This window comes from Salipiger sp. PrR002 (assembly GCF_010500775.1).
Lineage (GTDB): Bacteria > Pseudomonadota > Alphaproteobacteria > Rhodobacterales > Rhodobacteraceae > Salipiger.
Window position 1 is genome coordinate 1 of record NZ_JAAGOU010000024.1, and the last position, 18,139, is coordinate 18,139.

At 63.0% G+C, this 18,139-nt stretch carries 17 protein-coding genes and 3 pseudogenes; 11 read left to right on the plus strand and 9 right to left on the minus strand.

Annotated elements, in window-relative coordinates; all coding sequences use genetic code 11:
- On the plus strand, window positions 1-1,818 hold a 1,818-nt coding region (locus G0A00_RS19205; protein WP_164214225.1), incomplete at its 5' end, for an amylo-alpha-1,6-glucosidase.
- Window positions 1,819-1,860: 42 nt separating this feature from the next.
- On the opposite strand, the gene G0A00_RS19210 is transcribed toward G0A00_RS19205, so the two are convergent.
- The gene (locus G0A00_RS19210) at window positions 1,861-2,085 is read right to left on the minus strand and encodes a hypothetical protein (protein ID WP_164185383.1); all 225 of its coding nucleotides are present in this window, start codon (window positions 2,083-2,085) and stop codon (window positions 1,861-1,863) included.
- Between the two features lie 211 nt (window positions 2,086-2,296).
- On the opposite strand from G0A00_RS19210, the gene G0A00_RS19215 reads away from it, so the two are divergent.
- The 4 genes from G0A00_RS19215 to G0A00_RS19230 all read left to right on the plus strand — a co-directional run bounded on the left by G0A00_RS19215 (window position 2,297) and on the right by G0A00_RS19230 (window position 4,235).
- The gene (locus G0A00_RS19215) at window positions 2,297-2,794 is read left to right on the plus strand and encodes an Hsp20 family protein (RefSeq protein WP_164185382.1); all 498 of its coding nucleotides are present in this window, start codon (window positions 2,297-2,299) and stop codon (window positions 2,792-2,794) included.
- 80 nt (window positions 2,795-2,874) lie between these two features.
- Window positions 2,875-3,606 carry an NADH dehydrogenase ubiquinone Fe-S protein 4 gene (locus G0A00_RS19220; RefSeq protein ID WP_164185381.1) on the plus strand — a complete coding sequence of 244 codons (732 nt, stop codon included), beginning with the start codon at window positions 2,875-2,877 and terminating at the stop codon, window positions 3,604-3,606.
- On the plus strand, window positions 3,603-3,842 hold the full coding sequence (rpoZ, locus tag G0A00_RS19225) for a DNA-directed RNA polymerase subunit omega (RefSeq protein WP_164185380.1): 240 nt from the start codon (window positions 3,603-3,605) through the stop codon (window positions 3,840-3,842). The genes G0A00_RS19220 and rpoZ overlap by 4 nt, the downstream gene beginning before the upstream one ends.
- 30 nt (window positions 3,843-3,872) lie before the next feature.
- Window positions 3,873-4,235 (plus strand): hypothetical protein, encoded by a 363-nt coding sequence (locus G0A00_RS19230; RefSeq protein WP_164185377.1) that lies wholly within the window; start codon window positions 3,873-3,875, stop codon window positions 4,233-4,235.
- Window positions 4,236-4,345: 110 nt separating this feature from the next.
- On the opposite strand, the gene G0A00_RS19235 is transcribed toward G0A00_RS19230, so the two are convergent.
- Window positions 4,346-4,603, minus strand: a complete 258-nt coding sequence (locus G0A00_RS19235; protein ID WP_368667720.1) for a transposase — start codon at window positions 4,601-4,603, stop codon at window positions 4,346-4,348.
- A gap of 9 nt (window positions 4,604-4,612) precedes the next feature.
- Window positions 4,613-4,966 (minus strand): annotated as a pseudogene (locus G0A00_RS19240) (IS5/IS1182 family transposase); the annotation flags it as partial.
- An 86-nt stretch (window positions 4,967-5,052) separates the two neighbouring features.
- Here G0A00_RS19240 and G0A00_RS19245 point away from each other — a divergent pair.
- Window positions 5,053-6,194: pseudogene (locus G0A00_RS19245) on the plus strand (IS3 family transposase).
- Window positions 6,195-6,255: 61 nt separating this feature from the next.
- On the opposite strand, the pseudogene G0A00_RS19250 reads toward G0A00_RS19245, so the two are convergent.
- The 3 genes and pseudogenes from G0A00_RS19250 to G0A00_RS19260 form a co-directional block, all read right to left on the minus strand.
- Window positions 6,256-6,599, minus strand: a pseudogene (locus tag G0A00_RS19250) (transposase); the annotation flags it as partial.
- 341 nt (window positions 6,600-6,940) lie between these two features.
- Complete coding sequence (locus G0A00_RS19255) at window positions 6,941-7,261, minus strand: hypothetical protein (protein ID WP_368667716.1); 321 nt, start codon at window positions 7,259-7,261, stop codon at window positions 6,941-6,943.
- A gap of 47 nt (window positions 7,262-7,308) precedes the next feature.
- Window positions 7,309-7,692: a transposase gene (locus G0A00_RS19260; protein ID WP_164185373.1), complete on the minus strand. Its 384-nt coding sequence runs from the start codon at window positions 7,690-7,692 to the stop codon at window positions 7,309-7,311.
- Window positions 7,693-7,989: 297 nt separating this feature from the next.
- Between G0A00_RS19260 and G0A00_RS19265 the strand changes: the two genes are divergently transcribed.
- On the plus strand, window positions 7,990-8,982 hold the full coding sequence (locus tag G0A00_RS19265; protein WP_164214226.1) for an IS30 family transposase: 993 nt from the start codon (window positions 7,990-7,992) through the stop codon (window positions 8,980-8,982).
- A gap of 530 nt (window positions 8,983-9,512) precedes the next feature.
- On the opposite strand, the gene G0A00_RS19270 is transcribed toward G0A00_RS19265, so the two are convergent.
- The 3 genes from G0A00_RS19270 to G0A00_RS19280 form a co-directional block, all read right to left on the minus strand.
- Window positions 9,513-10,571, minus strand: a complete 1,059-nt coding sequence (locus G0A00_RS19270) for a 2,3-butanediol dehydrogenase (protein ID WP_164183858.1) — start codon at window positions 10,569-10,571, stop codon at window positions 9,513-9,515.
- Window positions 10,572-10,637: 66 nt separating this feature from the next.
- A complete protein-coding gene (locus G0A00_RS19275) occupies window positions 10,638-12,437 on the minus strand; it encodes an NAD(P)/FAD-dependent oxidoreductase (protein WP_164183856.1) in 1,800 nt (599 codons plus the stop codon).
- A gap of 139 nt (window positions 12,438-12,576) precedes the next feature.
- Window positions 12,577-14,307 carry a sigma-54-dependent Fis family transcriptional regulator gene (locus tag G0A00_RS19280; protein ID WP_164183854.1) on the minus strand — a complete coding sequence of 577 codons (1,731 nt, stop codon included), beginning with the start codon at window positions 14,305-14,307 and terminating at the stop codon, window positions 12,577-12,579.
- 216 nt (window positions 14,308-14,523) lie between these two features.
- Between G0A00_RS19280 and G0A00_RS19285 the strand changes: the two genes are divergently transcribed.
- From G0A00_RS19285 to G0A00_RS19300, 4 genes are read left to right on the plus strand one after another with little or no spacing between them, the layout of a single operon-like run.
- Window positions 14,524-15,549 carry an ABC transporter permease gene (locus tag G0A00_RS19285; RefSeq protein WP_164183852.1) on the plus strand — a complete coding sequence of 342 codons (1,026 nt, stop codon included), beginning with the start codon at window positions 14,524-14,526 and terminating at the stop codon, window positions 15,547-15,549.
- Window positions 15,546-16,448 carry an ABC transporter permease gene (locus G0A00_RS19290; protein WP_164183850.1) on the plus strand — a complete coding sequence of 301 codons (903 nt, stop codon included), beginning with the start codon at window positions 15,546-15,548 and terminating at the stop codon, window positions 16,446-16,448. The genes G0A00_RS19285 and G0A00_RS19290 overlap by 4 nt, the downstream gene beginning before the upstream one ends.
- A gap of 5 nt (window positions 16,449-16,453) precedes the next feature.
- Window positions 16,454-17,296: an ABC transporter ATP-binding protein gene (locus G0A00_RS19295; protein WP_164183848.1), complete on the plus strand. Its 843-nt coding sequence runs from the start codon at window positions 16,454-16,456 to the stop codon at window positions 17,294-17,296.
- Complete coding sequence (locus G0A00_RS19300; protein ID WP_164183846.1) at window positions 17,293-18,039, plus strand: ABC transporter ATP-binding protein; 747 nt, start codon at window positions 17,293-17,295, stop codon at window positions 18,037-18,039. Before G0A00_RS19295 ends, G0A00_RS19300 begins: the two co-directional genes overlap by 4 nt.
- The last annotated feature ends 100 nt before the right edge of the window (window positions 18,040-18,139 follow it).

Here is an 18,139-nt window from a genome sequence, read left to right on the forward strand (position 1 = left end):
GGCATATCGGCCATCACGCAGGAACGGAAATACAAAGTTTGCGACAGAACCCATGAGATTACCTTGGAAATCGCCTTTGAGGCCGATTTTGCGGATATTTTTGAGGTCCGTGGCCGGGTACGGGCCCGCCGGGGAACGTCGCTCTTGCCGGAGGTGGATGGCTCGCACGTGCTCTTGTCATACCGGGGGCTCGACCACAATCCACGCAGCACCGCTCTGCGTTTCTATCCTGCGCCTGCGCAGCTTGAGCCGGGGAAAGCCGTCTATCGTCTGAGCCTCGCCCCCGGCGAAACGCGTTCGCTCTTTATCGAGATCGGCTGCGACGCGAATGGGGCCGAGGATCCTCCGTCGCGCCTGTTTTTCCGCTCGTTGCGGGACGCGCGCCGCGCACTCAGACGTTCCTCTTCCCGCGCAGCCACGGTGCAAAGCTCCAACGAGATCTTCAACGAGACCATGCGCCGTTCGGTCTCGGACCTCTACATGCTCATGACCGATACGGAGGAGGGGCCCTATCCCTATGCGGGCGTGCCCTGGTTCAGCACCGTGTTCGGGCGTGACGCGCTGATCACCGCCTGGGAAATGCTCTGGCTCGACCCGGCAATCGCGCGGGGCGTTCTGCTGCATCTTGCGGCCAATCAGGCGACCGAATTCGATCCGGCCACCGATGCCGAGCCGGGCAAGATCCTTCATGAGGTGCGCTACGGCGAAATGGCGGAAACCGGCGAAGTCCCGTTCCGGCGTTATTATGGCAGCGTGGATTCGACACCGCTATTCGTCATGCTCGCCGGAGCGTATTTCGAACGCACTGGAAATCGGAAGGTTCTGGAAACGCTCTGGCCGCATGTTCAGGCGGCGCTTGAGTGGGTCGAATACCATGGCGATCGGGACGGCGACGGTTTCGTGGAATACGGACGGCGCAACGACAAGGGGCTCGCCAACCAGGGGTGGAAGGACAGTCATGATGCGGTGTTTCACGCCGATGGGACGCTGGCCAAGGGGCCGATCGCGCTTTGCGAAGTGCAGGGCTACGTCTATGCCGCCCGGCTGGCCGCGGCCGAGATCGCACGGGAACTCGGTCATGACGGGATCGCGCAAGAGCAGGCGCGTAAGGCCTCGGAACTCAAGTCCCGTTTGGACGCGGCGTTCTGGGACGATGAGCTTGGGACCTATGTGCTCGCCCTCGATGGTGACAAACGGCCCTGCCGAGTACGCAGTTCGAACGCGGGCCATCTGCTCTGGACGGGAATCGTCCCGGAGGAGCGCGCCGAAACGGTCATTCATACCCTGATGGGGCCGACGTCTTTCTGCGGATGGGGAGTGCGGACCATTGCCGCGGGTCAGGCACGGTACAATCCGATGAGCTATCACAACGGCTCGGTCTGGCCCCATGACAATGCGCTGATCGGGGCGGGGCTGGCGCGCTACGGGTTCCGTGAACAGGCCGCGCGTATATTCGAGGGCATCTTCTCCGCCGCCACCTATATCGATCTGAGACGGTTGCCGGAGCTGTTCTGCGGTTTTCCGCGCCGCGAGACGCAAGGGCCGACCTTCTACCCGGTGGCCTGTACGCCGCAGGCCTGGGCGGCGGGAGCGCCGTTGTTGCTGCTTCAAGCCTGTCTCGGGCTACGCTTCGATGCTGAGGCGCGTCAGGTGATCTTCGAGCAACCGATCCTTCCGGAGTTTCTGGGAGAGGTCGTCCTGCGCAATCTGCGCCTTGATGGTGGATCCGTCGATGTGGCTCTACGCAGGTCGGGCACCCACGTGGTTGCCGATGTTCTGCGTCGCGACGGACCGGTTCGGGTGATCGTGACCACCTGAAGGAACGGGCTGGCGCCATCTTCTGCGCCAGCCCGATTTCTGTTATAGCAGATCGTCTGCTTCCTGATCGGCTTCGAGCAATTCTACCAACCGGGCGACCCGGCCCGATGGGAAGGGGCTATGGGCATCGACCTGCGCTTCATCCGCCTCGACCCAGGCCTTGGCACGGGCAAGCTCGGAGGCGTCAGCGCCGGTGCGCAGGATATCAGACAGAAGTGTAGGATCCGTGCCGGAACCCAAGATGCTCTTCACGTCGTTCTCGGTCATGATCTCCTCCTTTCGAATGCTACAAGGAAGTGCGTGAAATATAGGAATTCTGTTCGCAGAAAAAAGTTTTGAGCACCCTCTTGAAGCCGTAAGGTTCTGTTCCAAATCAATTTATGCTGATCGCCCAGATGGGGATCGGTGACAAGGCGGGACGCCGTTCCTGCGGTGCTTCCGACGTCTGTACCCATGTTGCTCAAAGGAGGATATGGCTATGGCAACGGGACTTGATTTTGCACCTCTGTTCCGTTCGAGTATCGGTTTCGACCGTATGCTCGACGCACTTGAGGCCGCCCGTCGGGTGGAAACGCTCGACAACTGGCCGCCCCACGACATCGTCAAGACCGGCGAGGACGACTATCGCATCGACATGGCGGTGGCGGGCTTTGCCGAAGACGATCTGACCCTGACCCAGGACAAGAACATGCTGATCGTGTCGGGCCACAAGGAGACTCCCGATGGTGACGACGGTGCCAGCTATCTCTATCGCGGCATCGCCGGTCGGTCGTTTGAACGTCGGTTCGAACTGGCTGATCACGTCCGGGTCGAAGAGGCCACCTTGTCGAACGGCCTGCTGACTGTCCAGCTGAAGCGCGAGGTCCCCGAGGAACTCAAGCCGCGTCGGATCGAGATCGCGTCTCCTGAGGCGACAGAAGGTCTCGAGACCAGGCAGCTCGAGACGGCTCGTGAGCCGGAACCTGTCGCGGCCTGAAGCACCTCGGGCCCAGGATGGGATGCTCCGGCCGCTTTCTTGGCGGTCGGACGCCGTTCCCGAAATCTGGAGGGTAAGTAGTGAACTTGATCAGTGGAGATTTCACAGCACAATCAAATGCCTCACCCATTCCGAGCCTGGCCGGTTCGCGACCCGACCGGGACTCTTCTCTGCCGGACGATGCGGTCGCCCGGATCTGGAAGCCGTCGAAATCGGCGATGACCTCGGGGCGCGCGGGTACGCAGGGCTGGAAGATGAGCTTTCCGCGCCGGACCGGTCCTTGGCTCGAGCCTTTGATGGGCTGGACGGGTGGGGACGACACGATCCAGCAGATAGACCTGAGCTTTCCGACGCTGGAAGCTGCTATTCGCCATGCAAAGCGTCTGGGGGTGGCTTACGAGGTGCATCTGCCGGCAGGCGAAGCCGCGCGCGGTGCCGCCCGGGCACGGGACAGGCAGGCCGGGCTGTGGTCCGATGACACGCTCTCTCGGCTCGGACTGTCGGAGATGCGGCAAACCTATCGCGACGCGATGGCCGGCGCCAGACGGCGGGGCGATCCGAAAGGCGGCGATGATGGGCGATCTCCCATTGAGGTTGCTTCGGACGCCAGCCTGTCGTTGGAGGCTCGCCGTTCTATCCTGATGAACTGGGCTTACACGGAGTATCTTCAGGATGTCGCCAGCACCGAAGGCATGCCGGAAAACCAGCGTGAAACGCAGCTTGCCGAGGTTGAACGAGCGCTGTTGGCGCTTGAAACGGCGGTGGCCGTCGACGGCATGTATACGTCCGTTGAGGAAGGGAGGGCGGCATGAATCCCTTCGTTGCAATTGATGCCCAGCAGGCGGTGCCCGATCGTTTCGCTCTGGTCCTCGCCGCGAGCGCCCGCAGCCGGGCGCTGAAGGCCGGGGCGGAACCGCGGGTCGAACCTCAACGGCAAGCTGCCGAAGAGGTTGCGTTGGAAGAAATCGCGACCGGCGCGATTTCGCAGGAGGAATTACGTCATTTCTTGCCTGCGCCGGCGTGCAGGCGGTTGGCTCGGCCGCATTGAAAACTTGGTTGAAAGAAAGGAGGTCACACCATGAGCAAGACTTCGACCACGAACTATGACAAGCTTGGCGACGGCATCAGCCTTCTCGCGGGCCTCACCCTCGCTGGGTTGCCCTTCGTCGTCACATTGACCGATATTGCCTTCTGGAGCGCCCTGCTGACGGGCGGACTGATCGTAGTGCTTTCCGCAATTGCACTTTGGCGGCAACATGAAGGGCTCGACTGGGCGCGAGTGGTAACAGGTATTTGGGCGGGCATTAGTCCATGGGTGCTCATTGACGGTTTCACCTTAGCAGTCTCGCTCGCCCATCTGGCGCTCGGCCTGATCGCACTTGCATTCCCAGCTTGGCGGCGCTGGAAGGACGACGGTGGAAGTTCAGCGCTGACCGCCTAGTAAGATTGCCGGCCCCGAGACTGGGCCGGCAATATCTCCAATCTGCCAGAGACAAAGTTTCACAAACTTTCTGAAAGGTGGTGAAATTCACTGGCATTTGGGGGTAGGATTCATAACCAGTAGATGACGAGGACCGCGAGGACGATGGCCGAAAGGAAGACATTTGGGCATCGGTCAATTCGGGTGGCCATACGCCTCCAGTCCTTGAGTGTTCCGAACATGATCCCGAAGCGATTGAGGCGCTTGTATCGGCGTTTGTCGTACTTGACCGGCTTCTTGTGTTTCTTTCGGCCTGGGATGCAGGCCCGTATCCCCTTGTTGTGTCCCTGTTGCAGAAATCGTGTGATGGCCAGGTTCCCCTTTCCCAGACGGACTTATCACACAGCTTCCGTGACGGGTATGCCGAGGGCGGTGCATCGGATAAAAACGGCGATGCGGACCTGGAGTTCGGCGACCTGACGGTCGAAGTCCCGCGCCATAAGGCGCTGCCCCAGCAACTTCACACAGTGCATCTTTGCCTCGACGCTGCTTTGGCGGTGGTATCCGCTCCATCGTCCCCACAGCGCGCGGCCCAGGTATTTCGAAGGGCGCAGGGCCTCGTTTCGCGCCACGGTCTCGGCGGTGAGGGTCTGCCAAGACTTCGCGTTCTTGCGCGGGGGGATGACGACATGGGCGCCACGGTCGGCGGTGACGCTGCCGATCCGCTCGTCCGCCGTGATCTGGCCGAGCAGAGAGGTGGCCGGTGAAATCTGAACAGCCGGGATAAGTGGATTTTCCGCGCAAGAGCAGCATGATGCTGCGAGCGAGGAGAAGACCGATGGCAAGACGACCGCGCCGGAATCATAGCCCGGCGTTCAAGGCGAAAGTGGCAGTGGCTGCGATCAAGGGCGAGAGGACCCTGGTCGAGCTGGCGCAGGATTTCGATCTGCACCCAAATCAGATCAAGCAATGGCGAGACCAGCTCCTGGAAGGTGCGACCGGCGTATTTGGCGAAGTCCCGAAAGGCGATGCCGAGCCCAAGATCGACGTGAAGACCCTGCATGCGAAGATTGGAGAGCTGACGCTGGAGAATGATTTTTGTCCGGCGCGCTCGGCAAAGCGGGTCTGCTGCCGAGCGGAAGAAGATGATTGATCGAAAAGCAAAGCTCAGCCTGTCAGGTCAGGCCAAGGTCCTCGGTATCAGCCGCGGCAGCATCTACTATCAGCCTCAGCCGGTCACGGATGCCGACCTCAAGCTCATGCACCGGATCGACCAGTTGCACATGGAGTTCCCGTTCGCAGGCAGCCGGATGCTGAAGGGGCTGCTGGCCCAAGAGGGGTTCATCGTAGGGCGCCTGCACGTCGCTACGCCCATGAAACGCATGGGTATCGAGGCGCTGTATCGCAAGCCCAACACTTCAAAACCGACGCCGGGCCACAAGAAATATCCGTACCTGCTCAGGAACCTGCCCATCACGCGTCCCAACCACGTTTGGGCGATAGACATCACTTATATCCCCATGGCCCGCGGCTTCATCTATCTCGCGGCGGTGGTCGACTGGGGCACGCGCCGCATTTTGGCATGGCGAGTGTCGATCACACTGGACGCGGGCTTTTGCATCGAGGCGCTGGAAGAGGCCTTGGCCAGACACGGTCAGCCCGAGATCTTCAACAGCGATCAGGGCAGTCAGTTCACATCGACCGACTTCATCAAGGTTCTGACGGCCCGGCAGATCAAGATCAGCATGGACGGCAAGGGCGCGTGGCGTGACAACGTCTTCGTTGAGCGCCTTTGGCGGAGCATCAAGTACGAAGAGGTCTACCTCCGGGCATACGCCAGTGTGTCCGAGGCGCGCGCGCACAGGTATCGGCCGCTACATCGGCTTCTACAACGGACGCCGCCCCCATTCATCCCTTGACGGCAGGACGCCCGATCAAGCCTACTTTAACCCGCAGCTGCCCGATCTGGCAGCTGCGTAACCAAGGCGGAAAACCACTTAGAAAACGCCCAAGACCTGTTCAGACAAACCGAACCACCTCTCAGCTCAGGTAGCACCAGGGCAGCACCGATGTGGCTCCCGGTGATCTCGACAGCGCGGACCTCCAGTGTTTCCTCATCAATCCGGAGATGGATTTCGCGCCAGACGCGCCGTTTGGGACCGCTGTGCTTGCGGGCGTGCCATTCGCCTTCGCCCTAGACCGTGATGCCTGTGCTGTCCGCTGCCCGGCAGGGCACTGCGGAGCAATGTCCCGAGAGGGGATCAGCAGGTGCAGCGGCCCCTTGGAGCCGCGATACGGGATTTTCACGGCTAGGATCTTCTGGCGCCGGGACAGGGTGCTGAAGTCGGGCACCGTCCAGTTCGGGCCAATCAGCCACAGCAGGGAATACTCGTCGTCTCTATAATCATAGCTCTCAAGAATGTCTTTTTTATAAACGGGGCCGACGCTGGCCACAGTCTTTGGGTATCGAAGCGGCTTACCGCTGGGGCCATGTATTAGCTGGAAACCTACCCGAGGTCCCGACTTTGTTGGCGAACGAATTTTTACAGGGAATGAAATCAGCGAAAGCTGCGATTTCCCTCTCCAGGCTGCGAGCGAGGCCATGGGGCGCTCGTTCTGATGGAATGATTCAAAGAGGAAGGAACCGAATTGGTTTCATCCATTCGTCGGTCACCCGCCAGGAATGAGAGAAGCCCCGCAGCCTTACTGACTGCGAGGCCGTTCACTCAGCGTTTACGGTCCCAGACGCGAACAGCATGGCAGGCCTCTAGGAAGTCGGCTGCTGCTGCAGGCTTCTTCAGCGTCATCACTCCCTCCGCTTCGGAGTTGACGCCTGCCGCCTCGAAAAGTGGAGCCGCTTCAGGCGTGAGGGCGATGAACTTGCAGTGGCCGTAAGCATCTGCGACGAACTGCTTGCCCGGCAGCATTCCGGCCAGTTCCCGTGCGCCCTCATCGTTGACCACGATTGCGACAGCATCGTAGAGTACCGAGGGCCCCCCATCGATCTTTTGGTTCGCCGGCAGCATGTCTCCCTCGGAAGTTTTCACGGCCCCCACTTTCGGAGCTATGATCCGGACGCGGTTCGACGGAAAGATCATGCCGTCTGTGCCAACGCATGGGCGATCGCCGCGATGCGCGTTGCCGAGGTCGTCGCCGCCAGCCGGATCGTGACTGTCCCCACGGTGATCTCGACGGACTCGTCCACGCTTGGCTCGGCATCCGGCAAGGCTGCCGCGATCACCATCGCCGCGAACTCCACCTCGTCTTCAGGAGCTGGTAGCACCAGCTTGCCCTGCCGGGCCAAGGTCCGCCACGCCGACAGATGGTTTGCCTTGACCCCGTGACGCCGCGCGACCGCAGCAACCGTCGTACCCGGGCGCAACGTCTCGGCCACGATCCGCGCCTTCACCGCGTCAGGCCATTTGCGGTTGCGCCGACGGCCTCCATCCTCCGTGAGAACCTCCAATGTAGCATCCATGGAGAAACTCCTTCCTGATCCACTCCGAAAGAGCCGATCTCAGATCAGGAAGCCGCGCGGTAGGTGGGGCCAGAACACCGGTTACGGTAACCTTCCCCCCTCCGCAGTTCGAGTAGGGGTACCCGCGTTAGGTCGCGAGCTTATTCCTAGTTCTGATGATCGCGGAGTGAGCTGACTGGGCACGGCAGACCGCGTTACATATTTTGGCCTTATCCGAACCAATTCGGCACATTCGGCACATTCTAAACTCCGTTGCGACAATTCCCCTATCTTGCTGGAAAGTAAGGAGAACGGATGATGGCGCACACAGAGTTAGACCTTCGTGAACGGCGCAGTATCGAAGACATGCTGAACGCAAAGCTGCCAGTCAGTAGGATTGCCGCTGAACTCGGCCGTCACAGGTCCAGCGTCTACCGAGAGATCAAGCGCAATGGTTTTGTCGCTGACGAGCTGCCGGAGCTGAACGGCTACTATGGTGTCGTGGCGCAAAAATCAGCGATCGCGCGTCGCGCAAGGCGACGCAAGCTCATCAGGCTTCCTGCCTTGCGTGAGGCCGTGATCGACCGGTTGAAGGAAGGTTGGTCTCCGGAGCAAGTTGCGGGGCGTCTTGCCTTTGAGGGTCACGAGACCCGCATCAGCCATGAAACCATCTATGCCTGGGTCTACGGCCCCGAGGGTCGTGACGAAGAGTTGGCGCGACAGTTGCCGAGGCGGCGCCAGAAACGCAGGCCCCGGTATGCACGGCGATCCCGCAACCAGGTCTTTCCTCCCGAACGCTCGATCCATCAGCGACCAGAATACGTTAAAGCACGGGAAACATTTGGTGAATGGGAAGGTGATCTGATGATCTTCGAGCGCGCACAAGGCTCGATGAACGTCGCAACGCTGGTCGAGAGAAAGACCCGCTTCGCGGTCTTGTTCCGCAACAACGATCGAAGTTCCAAGCACTTCATGAACAGCTTGATGAACGTGATGACCCCGCTGCCCCAGGCCGCGCGCAAGTCGATCACCTTCGACCGCGGCTTCGAGTTTCGCGACTGGAGAAAGCTCGAGGCCGGCATTGGGACAACCGCTTGGTTTTGCGATCCGCAAGCGCCTTGGCAAAAAGGCTCGGTGGAAAATCTGAACGGACGCGCCCGCCGGGTCCTACCCCGTGACACGCCAATCGCTTCGCTTTCGAGACCCCAGATGAAGCAGATCAGCGAGAGATTGAATGCGACACCGCGGAAATGCCTTGGCTGGAGAACCCCGGCTGAAGCCTTCAGAGAGGAAATGGCGAAACTGAGATAGCGGAGCCTGTCGCAACGATCCTTGAGCTCTCATTCTAGCACGGTCGCGTCTGTCAAATTGTGCAGATCAGGTGCTCTTGGGGGTCGGCGCAGGGCTGCATTAAAAAAGCCCTTCATGTAGTTGCCAACCGCGTGCAGAGAATGGATAACTTCGCGATTGCAATACCTTACGCACGCGCCCTGAGCCCGGGCGGGTTCAGTGCACGCCGTCGGCTGAGAGTTTCGCTAAGGCGACGAGCCGTCCACCGAGGAATGGACGGGCTACGACCAGCAGCCACATGGGGTTAAGGTGATTTTTCGCGCGACCAGAGCCACTACGGCCTGAAGCCCCAGAAGGTCGGCAGTCGCATAGATCGGGGAACGGACGCGTTTCGCGCATTCCATCCAGGCGGAGGCCATGCAGGAAGGGCCAATCGCGGCCCGCGGTTCCAAACCGCGGACCGTCGTCGCTGTTGGCTCGGGTTGCAGGCTGGCGGAATTCCGTTCTGGCAAGGCCTTCGACGTTGAGCGCCGCAGGTTCCTTGCCTGACTTCAGTGTCTGTCCGGCGCTTCGACCAGGATTTTGACGTGCGATTTCTCGGCGACCAATGCCTCGAACCCTTCACTGACGATCTCGTCGATGCAAATTCGCTTGGTCACCAGCTTGTCGGCGCTGAAATAGCCCTGTGTCATCAGCTCCATCACCGCTGGATAGACGTTGCGATACGCGATCGTGCCCTGCAGCTGTCGCTCCTTCAGCACCGCGGTATTGGGATGGAACGACGCCTCGCCCTCCCAGATCGACACGATCAACGTCTGACCCTCGTGCCGCGTCGCGTCGATGCATTGCGGCAGGACTTGCGGCACGCCGGTGACCTCAAAGGCGACGTGCACGCCGCCGGTCGCCCCCCGGATCGCCGCGACAGCGTCTTCCGAAATAGGGTCGATCGCACTGGTCGCCCCGAGCTCCATCGCCTTCTGCCGCCGCACCTCGGAGGGTTCCACCACGTGAATCTGCGAGGCCCCGGCAACGCGCAGCGCCTCGACCACCAGCAGTCCGATCGGACCGGCGCCAAAAACTGCTGCCATGTCACCCGCCTTGATCTTCGACAGGCGCACCGCGTGCAGTGCCACGGCGGCGGGCTCAACCAGCGCACCCTGCTCCATCGACAGCGCGTCGGGCATCTTGTGCACCATGCGCGCGGGGACAACCGAATGGGCGGCGAACCCGCCGTGGCCGCCGGACAGGCCGACAAAGCCCAACTGCTCGCACAGGTTGTACTTCCCCTCGAGGCACGCCGGGCAGCTGCTACAGGCAAAGATCGGCTCGATGGCGACACGATCACCCGGAGCCAGCCCGGTCACACCATCGCCCAGTTCGCTCACCACGCCGCAATATTCGTGGCCCATGGTGATCGGCGCCTGATCGTGGCTGAGCGGATGGTCCTCGCCCACTGGCACGAAGATCGGACCGGCGAGGTACTCGTGCAGGTCGCTGCCGCAGATGCCGGTCCAGGCGACCTTGACCTTCACCTCGCCGGAGCCGGGGGCGGGCTCGGCCACATCCTCGACGCGGATATCCTTCACGCCGTACCAACGTGCTGCTTTCATGTGTCTTTCTCCAAGTCCTGAAAAGAATATGCGCCCGGCCCGGGAGGGAGCCGGGCGCGAAATGCATCACGCCAGGTGATGCACTTCCTGCAGGCCGTAGACGGGGGTGTCCAAGCCCTCCATCCGGGCCTTCAGCTGCAGCGCGAGATAGAGTGAGTAGTGCCGAGACTGATGCAGGTTGCCGCCGTGGAACCACAGGTTCTGCTGCTGCGTCGGCTTCCACATGTTGCGCTGCTCGCCCTCCCAGGGGCCGGGATCCTTGGTGGTGTCCGACCCTAGGCCCCAGACCTTGCCCACCTTGTCGGCGACCTCCTGGCTGATGAGGTCCGCCGCCCAACCGTTCATCGAGCCGTACCCTGTGGCCATGACCACGAGATCGGCCTCAAGTCGCGTGCCGTCGGCCAGCACCACCGCCGTTTCGTCGAAGTGATCGACCTGGCCCTTCACCAGCTTCACCTCGCCGTCGATGATCAACTGGCTGGCGCCGACGTCGATGTAGTAACCCGAGCCACGGCGCAGGTACTTCATGAACAGCCCCGAGCCGTCGTCGCCCCAGTCGAGATCGAACCCCGCCTTTTCCAGCCCGGCGTAGAACTCGGCGTCCCGTTCGCGCATCTGGTCGTAGAGCGGGATCTGGAACTCGTGCATGATCTTGTAGGGCAGCGAGGCAAAGATCATGTCGGCCTTCTCGGTGGTCACGCCGTTCGCCAGTGCCTCCTCTGAGTAGAGCGCGCCGAGTCCGATCTCCATCAGCGTGTCCGAGCGCACGATATGCGTCGACGAGCGCTGCACCATCGTCACATCGGCATCCGCTTCCCAGAGCGCCGCGCAGATGTCATGGGCCGAGTTGTTCGATCCGACCACGACCACCTTCTTGCCGCTCCAGGCATCCGGACCGTCGTGCTGCGAAGAGTGCTGGACGGTGCCTTTGAAGCTGTCCATACCGGGGAACTGAGGCAGGTTCGGCTTGCCCGACATGCCGGTCGCGAGCACCAGCTGGGTCGGCTTCAGCACCAGCTTCTCGCCGTCGCGGTTCACCTCCACGCTCCAGGTGCCCGAGGCCTCGTCGAAGCTTGCCTTCTCGACCGTGGTACGCGTCCAGTAGGGGATCTCCATGACCTTGGTGTACATCTCCAGCCAGTCGCCGACCTTGTCCTTGGGCGTGAACACCGGCCAGTTGTCGGGGAACTTGATGTAGGGCAGGTGGTCGTACCAGATCGGATCGTGCAGGCAGAGCGACTTGTACCGGCTGCGCCACTGGTCGCCGGGACGGTCGTGCTTGTCGAGCACGATGGTCGGCACGCCGAGCTGCCGCAACCGCGCGCCGAGCGCGATGCCGCCCTGACCGCCGCCGACGATCACCGTATAGGGCTGTGTGTCATAGCCGAGCGAGGCTTCCTCTGCCTCGCGGCGCTCCTTCCAGCTGCTGCGGTTCTTCTGCGCGCCATGCTCGGCGCCCATCGGGCGGCGCGTGCCGCGGTTCTCCTCGAAGCCCTTGAGTTCCTGCAGCGCGGTGAGAAACGTCCAGATCCGGTCATCCTTCAATCGCATCAGGCCCCAGCCGCGTCCGGCGGCCGTCTCGAAGGTGATCCACGCGGTGATCACGCCGCCGTCCTCGGAAGGCACCTCGCCCGGCTGAATTTGGAAATTGCCGGGACGGGTCTGCGTGAGCTGCTCGCCAAGCATGTCGGCGACCCCCGCAGGGCCCTCGACCGTCTTGAGGTTCCAGCTGACCGAGATCAGATCGCGCCAATAGCTGTCGGTGGCAAACAGGGCCGCTGCGGCGGCGACGTCGCCTTCCTCCAGGGCGGCGTTGAGCCGGTCGAGCACCTCCTGCGTGCGGCTCACGGTGGTTGAATCGAGCATCGCGTCTCCTCCTCTGCGCGTTGTTCTGCGAGGAGTATCGCGGGAGGCTGGCGCGGCGTTCTACGGCAGGTTGCCTCGGACTGTGCGAAAAATGGGCGCCGCGCTGCGGCATGTTGCGTGCGCAACGGCGCGCAACAGCTCAGCTTGGGGGCTGCAGGCCGGCTTTGCGCAGGCGCCGCAGGACCGTAGAGCGATTGACGCCGAGGCGGCGCGCGGCGCGGGCCATGTTCCAGCCGCAGGCCTCCATCACCTGCTCAAGCTGCTCCTCGGCATCCGGCGGTTCGGGCAGGCTGTCGACCGGCGCAGGCAGGTCGGGCAGGTCGATCACCCGTCCGTCACAGAGCGCAATGGCCACGTCGAGCACCTGCTCCAGTTCGCGCAGGTTTCCGGGCCACGAGCGGCCGAGCAGCGCCGCACGGGCCGAGGGCGACAGCCGCATGTCCTCGGGGGCGCGCCGATGCAGGACCCGGTCGAGCAGCCAGCCGAGATCGCGGCGCTGGCGCAGCGACGGCAGCCGGAGGGTCGCGCCGGCCAGCCGGTGGAACAGCGGGCCGGGCAATGCCAGGGCGGCGGGGTCGGCGCAGGTTGTCACGATCGGGCGCAGGCAAGGACCACCATCCAGAACGGCGGTCAGCGTCGGTGCCGTGTCGGCGGGCAAGTCCTCGATGCGGCGCAGCACGAGGGTAGTGGGGCCGGTCAGTGTTGCGGTGGCCTCTCGCAGAACGTCGGGCGACAGCCCGGCGCAGTCGAGAGACAGGAAGCCATTGGCGGTGCCGACCATGTGGATCGCATGGGCCAGCTTGGTCTTGCCGGTCCCGGTGGCACCGGTGATCAGCAAGGGCACCGAGGTGCGGGCCAGCTTTGCCGCCTGCGCCAGCAGTTGCGCCATCGCCGGGTCTTCTCCGGCAAGTCCCGCGAGAGGGCCGCCGCGGCGGCTGCTGCGCGGTGCGGTGCGCGGCGCCTGCGGCGCGATGGCATGGCCGAAGAGCGCGCCGCCGTCACGCATCTCGATGATCCGCTCTTCTGTGGGACGGTCGCGCATCAGGTCGGGCAGATCGTCGACGCTCAGCCCCAGCACCTCGTCGACGCGCCGCCCGATCACTTCGCCGCCGTCTGGGAACAGGCGCCGGGCGGCCCGAGTGTAACCGAGTACGCGACCGCCGCCATCAAGGCGAACGGCAGCCTCGGGATCGACGTCGAGGAATTCCGGGCTGGCCGACAGGCGCAGCACCCAATCGCGGCGACTTTCGGCCATCAGGTTCGCCATCTCCACGCGCCGCGCGGCATTGGTCACGAGGCTCATGGCAAGGTTCTGGCTGCGCTTGGGGGTCGGCGAGCGCAGCAAGGAGATGTCAAGCACCGCTGCAAGCCCGCCGAGACTGTCGAAGATCGGCGCGGCGGTGCAGCTGAGCGTGGTATGCGCATTGCCGAAATGGTCGTCCTGATGCACCGTCACCGGTTCTTGCGTGACGATGCAGGCGCCGACGCCGCAGGTGCCGGCAAGGTTTTCGGACCAGTTTGAGCCAAGGTAGAGCCCGGCTGCCCGCAGATCGTCGACGAAGAGATCATCGCCGAAGAAGTCGACGCAGACGCCCTTGGCATCGGTAAGCAGCAGCACGTAGTTCTGCCCCGCGACCTGCCGGAACAGGCTCTGCAGGCTGGACCGCGCGGCACCGATCATCCATTCCGCCTGCTTGCGATGGTCGCGAAGCTCGCTCTCGGTCACGATGTAAGCGGGGTCGCGGCGCATGGGGTCCATGCCGTAAAGCTCGACGCATCTCCGCCAAGAGGCCGAAACTAACCCGTCTCGGCCGGTCTGAGAGCCTCCCAAGACCTGCTCGATCTCCTCGATGTGTCGCCGTTCGCTCATAATGCCACCCTCTCGGCGACAGATCCTAACACGAGCGCAGCCTGTCGAAGTACAGACTTTCGTGGATGCCACCGAGCGTTGTCCTGCCGCAAAGCACCTCAGGCACCTTTGTGTCAGGGGATAGAGCATCCTTGACAACGACAATCCTGTATAACAGGTTTGTCGCACATCATGGGCGCTTGCCGCCCTGTGCCGGATCAAGGAGGAGGAGCTGGCATGACCTACGACACCCGCCGCAGATGGGCGGCGCTGGCCGGGCAGGGGGGATCTGTTCTCGTCACGCTATTCGGCCTACTGATCCTGACTTTCGTGATCGGGCGCATCATGCCCACCGACCCGGTCCGCGCCATCGTCGGGGAGGACGCGACGCGCGAAGTCTACGAGACGGTGTACCGCCAACTCGGCTTCGACCGGCCGATGTGGGAGCAGTTCTTCGTCTACCTGCGCGATGTGGCAACATTTGATTTTGGGACCTCGATCCGCACCGGCCAGCCGGTTCTTCAGGACATCCTCCACGTGCTGCCCGCGACCATCGAGCTCGCGACCTTCGCCATCCTTTTCGGGGCCGGTGTCGGCATTCCGCTCGGTGTGCTCGCGGCGGTGAAGAAGGACCGCTGGCAAGACCAGTTGATCCGCGTGTTCAGCTTGATGGGCCACTCGATGCCGATCTTCTGGACCGGGATGATCGCGCTGCTGATTTTCTACGCGGGGCTTGGCTGGGTCGGCGGTTCGGGCCGGATGAGCCAATTCTACATCGGCATGGTGCCCGAGACGACCAACTTCCTGCTGATCGACAGCATCATGGCCGGGGAGTGGGAGGTCTTCCGCTCGGCGCTCAACCACATTGTGTTGCCGGCCTCGCTGCTCGGCTATTCGTCCTCAGCGTATATCACACGGATGACCCGCAGCTTCATGCTCGACCAGCTTGGACAGGAATATGTGACCACCGCGCGGGTCAAGGGCCTCAGCCGCCGCCAGACCGTCTGGCGTCATGCCTTTGGCAACATCCGCGTGCAGCTGGTGACCATCGTGGCGCTCGCCTACGGCGCGTTGCTCGAGGGCGCTGTGCTCATTGAGACGGTCTTCGCTTGGCCCGGTTTTGGCCAATACCTGACCTCTAACCTGCTGATCGGCGACATGAACGCGGTGATGACCTGCGTGCTGATCGTCGGCGTGATTTTCATCGCGCTGAACATCCTGTCCGACCTGCTGTACCGCATCTTCGACCCGAGGACCCGATGACCATGTCCGAGACCACTCCCGCGGCCGAGACCCGCCGCCGGATGCCGCAATCGCTGATCGCCGCCGGGAACATCCTGCGCTTCCTTGCCAAGACCCCGACTTCGGCCTTCGGCCTGCTGGTGCTGGCGGCGCTGATCCTCACCGCGCTGTTTGCGCCACTCATCGCGACGCATGATCCCTACATGCAGGACCTTACGAACACGCTGGCACCCCCGGGCGGCGGGCACTTCTTCGGCACCGATGAGCTCGGACGGGACATCTTTTCGCGCCTCGTGCACGGCTCGCGCATCACGCTGACGATCATCTTTCTCGTGACCATCGTGGTCGGCCCGCTGGGGCTGTTGGTGGGCACGGTGGCGGGCTACTTCGGCGGCAAGACCGACGTGGTGCTGATGCGGGTGACCGACATCTTCCTGTCGTTCCCCTCGCTGATCCTGTCGCTGGCCTTCGTCGCGGCGCTGGGGCCGAGCCTCAACAATGCGATCATCGCCATCTCGCTCACCGCCTGGCCGCCTATCGCGCGGCTGGCGCGGGCCGAGACTATGACATTCCGCAGCGCCGACTACATCGCGGCGGCGCGGCTGCAGGGCGCGAGCCCGGCGCGGATCATCTGGAAGAGCATCGTGCCCATGTGCCTTCCCTCGGTACTCATCCGCCTGACCTTGAACATGGCAACGGTGATCCTCACGGCGGCGGGGCTGGGTTTTCTCGGGCTCGGGGCACAGCCGCCGATGCCGGAATGGGGCGCGATGATCGCCACAGGGCGGCGCTACATGATCGACAGCTGGTGGCTTGTGACCTTCCCCGGCCTCGGGATCCTGTCAGTTAGTCTGGCGTTCAACCTGCTGGGCGACGGGCTGCGCGACGCACTTGACCCAAAACAGATGATGAAGAGGTGAGAGCCATGACCAGCGATCCCATCCTCAATATTCGCAATCTTTCGCTGCGCTACCCCGGTGCCGAGGAGCCAGCGGTCCGCGGTGTCAGCTTTACCCTCGGGCGCGAGCGGCTCGGCATCGTCGGCGAGAGCGGCTCGGGCAAGTCGACCGTCGGCCGCGCGATCATGCAGCTACTGCCCGATGCCGAGATGCGCGCCGACGCTGTGCGCTTCGAAGAAGTCGACCTGCTGAATGCCTCGGAGGCGCAGATGCTGAAGCTGCGCGGCGCGCGGATGTCGATGATCCTGCAGGATCCCAAGTACTCTCTGAACCCGATCCGTCGCTGCGGTGACCAGGTGGCCGAGGCCTACCGCACCCATGTGCGCTGCTCGAAGGCGGCGGCGCGCGAAAAGGCGGTGGCAATGCTGGCGGCGGTGCAGATCCGCGATCCCGAGCGGGTCTACGATCTCTACCCGCATGAAGTCTCGGGCGGAATGGGTCAGCGCATCATGATCGCCATGATGCTGCTTACCGATCCCGATCTGGTGATCGCCGACGAGCCTACCTCGGCACTCGACGTCACGGTGCGGCTGCAGGTGCTGAAGATCCTCGACGATCTGGTAAAGGAGCGCGGCATCGGGCTGATCATGATCAGCCACGATCTCAACCTCGTGCGCAACTTCTGCGATCGGGTGCTGATCATGTATGCTGGCCGGGTGGTCGAGACGCTGGACGCGCGCGATCTCGACCGTGCGACGCATCCTTACACGCGCGGGCTTCTGGCCGCGCAGCCGCGCATCGGCGGCGCGCGCGCGCCCCTGCCGGTGCTGCAGCGCGACCCGAGTTGGACCATGGAGGCCCCCGCATGAAACCGCTGAGCATTGAGAAAATGTCGATCCGCTTCGGCGCGGTAACGATCCTGCCCGAGGTGAGCTTCGAGGTGGCACCTGGGGAATGCTTCGGGCTCGTTGGCGAGAGCGGCTCGGGCAAGTCGACGGTGCTGCGCTGCGCCTCGATGTTGCTGGGCAACTGGCACGGCGATGCCAAGGTCGGCAGCCGATCGGTGCGCGAGATGGACCTGATGGAGCGGTGCCGCACTCTGCAGATGGTGTTCCAAGATCCCTACGGTTCGCTCCACCCGCGCCATTCGGTGCGCACCACGCTGTCGGAACCGCTGAAGATCCACCGGCTCGGCGATACCGAGCGCCGGCTCGCGCAGGTAATGCGAGACGTTGGCCTGCCGGTGGAGTTTTTGGATCGGTACCCGCACCAGCTGTCGGGGGGGCAACGCCAGCGCGTTGCGATCGCCCGTGCGCTGATCCTCGAGCCCGAAGTCTTGCTGCTCGACGAGCCGACCTCGGCGCTCGATGTCTCGGTGCAGGCAGAGATCCTCAATCTTTTGGTCCGGCTGCGCGAGGAGAAGGGATTCACCTACGTCATGGTCAGCCACGATCTCGCGGTGATCGACCACATGTGCGACCGCTTTGCGGTGATGAAGGCCGGGGACATCGTCGAGGTGCTGCCGCGCGAGGCGATCCTCGACGGATCGGCGCGGCACCCCTACGCGCAGGAGCTGATTGCAGCCAGCCTTGCCTACGAGGGCGCGGCGTAGGGCATCTTTAACGACAGTACGACACCCCCTCCCTGCCGCATGGCAGGGAGGGGGTGTCGTTGGGGCAATGGCAGTTCCTTGTTGGTTCCGATGACCAGTC

Coding starts and splice junctions, on each gene's coding strand:
- G0A00_RS19280 (WP_164183854.1), bottom strand. CDS start 14,307: ATGAGCGAACGGCGACACATCGAGGAGATCGAGCAGGTCTTGGGAGGC.
- G0A00_RS19215 (WP_164185382.1), top strand. CDS start 2,297: ATGGCAACGGGACTTGATTTTGCACCTCTGTTCCGTTCGAGTATCGGT.
- G0A00_RS19300 (WP_164183846.1), top strand. CDS start 17,293: ATGAAACCGCTGAGCATTGAGAAAATGTCGATCCGCTTCGGCGCGGTA.
- G0A00_RS19285 (WP_164183852.1), top strand. CDS start 14,524: ATGACCTACGACACCCGCCGCAGATGGGCGGCGCTGGCCGGGCAGGGG.
- G0A00_RS19265 (WP_164214226.1), top strand. CDS start 7,990: ATGGCGCACACAGAGTTAGACCTTCGTGAACGGCGCAGTATCGAAGAC.
- G0A00_RS19230 (WP_164185377.1), top strand. CDS start 3,873: ATGAGCAAGACTTCGACCACGAACTATGACAAGCTTGGCGACGGCATC.
- G0A00_RS19275 (WP_164183856.1), bottom strand. CDS start 12,437: ATGCTCGATTCAACCACCGTGAGCCGCACGCAGGAGGTGCTCGACCGG.
- G0A00_RS19290 (WP_164183850.1), top strand. CDS start 15,546: ATGACCATGTCCGAGACCACTCCCGCGGCCGAGACCCGCCGCCGGATG.
- G0A00_RS19295 (WP_164183848.1), top strand. CDS start 16,454: ATGACCAGCGATCCCATCCTCAATATTCGCAATCTTTCGCTGCGCTAC.
- rpoZ (WP_164185380.1), top strand. CDS start 3,603: ATGAATCCCTTCGTTGCAATTGATGCCCAGCAGGCGGTGCCCGATCGT.
- G0A00_RS19260 (WP_164185373.1), bottom strand. CDS start 7,692: ATGGATGCTACATTGGAGGTTCTCACGGAGGATGGAGGCCGTCGGCGC.
- G0A00_RS19210 (WP_164185383.1), bottom strand. CDS start 2,085: ATGACCGAGAACGACGTGAAGAGCATCTTGGGTTCCGGCACGGATCCT.
- G0A00_RS19270 (WP_164183858.1), bottom strand. CDS start 10,571: ATGAAAGCAGCACGTTGGTACGGCGTGAAGGATATCCGCGTCGAGGAT.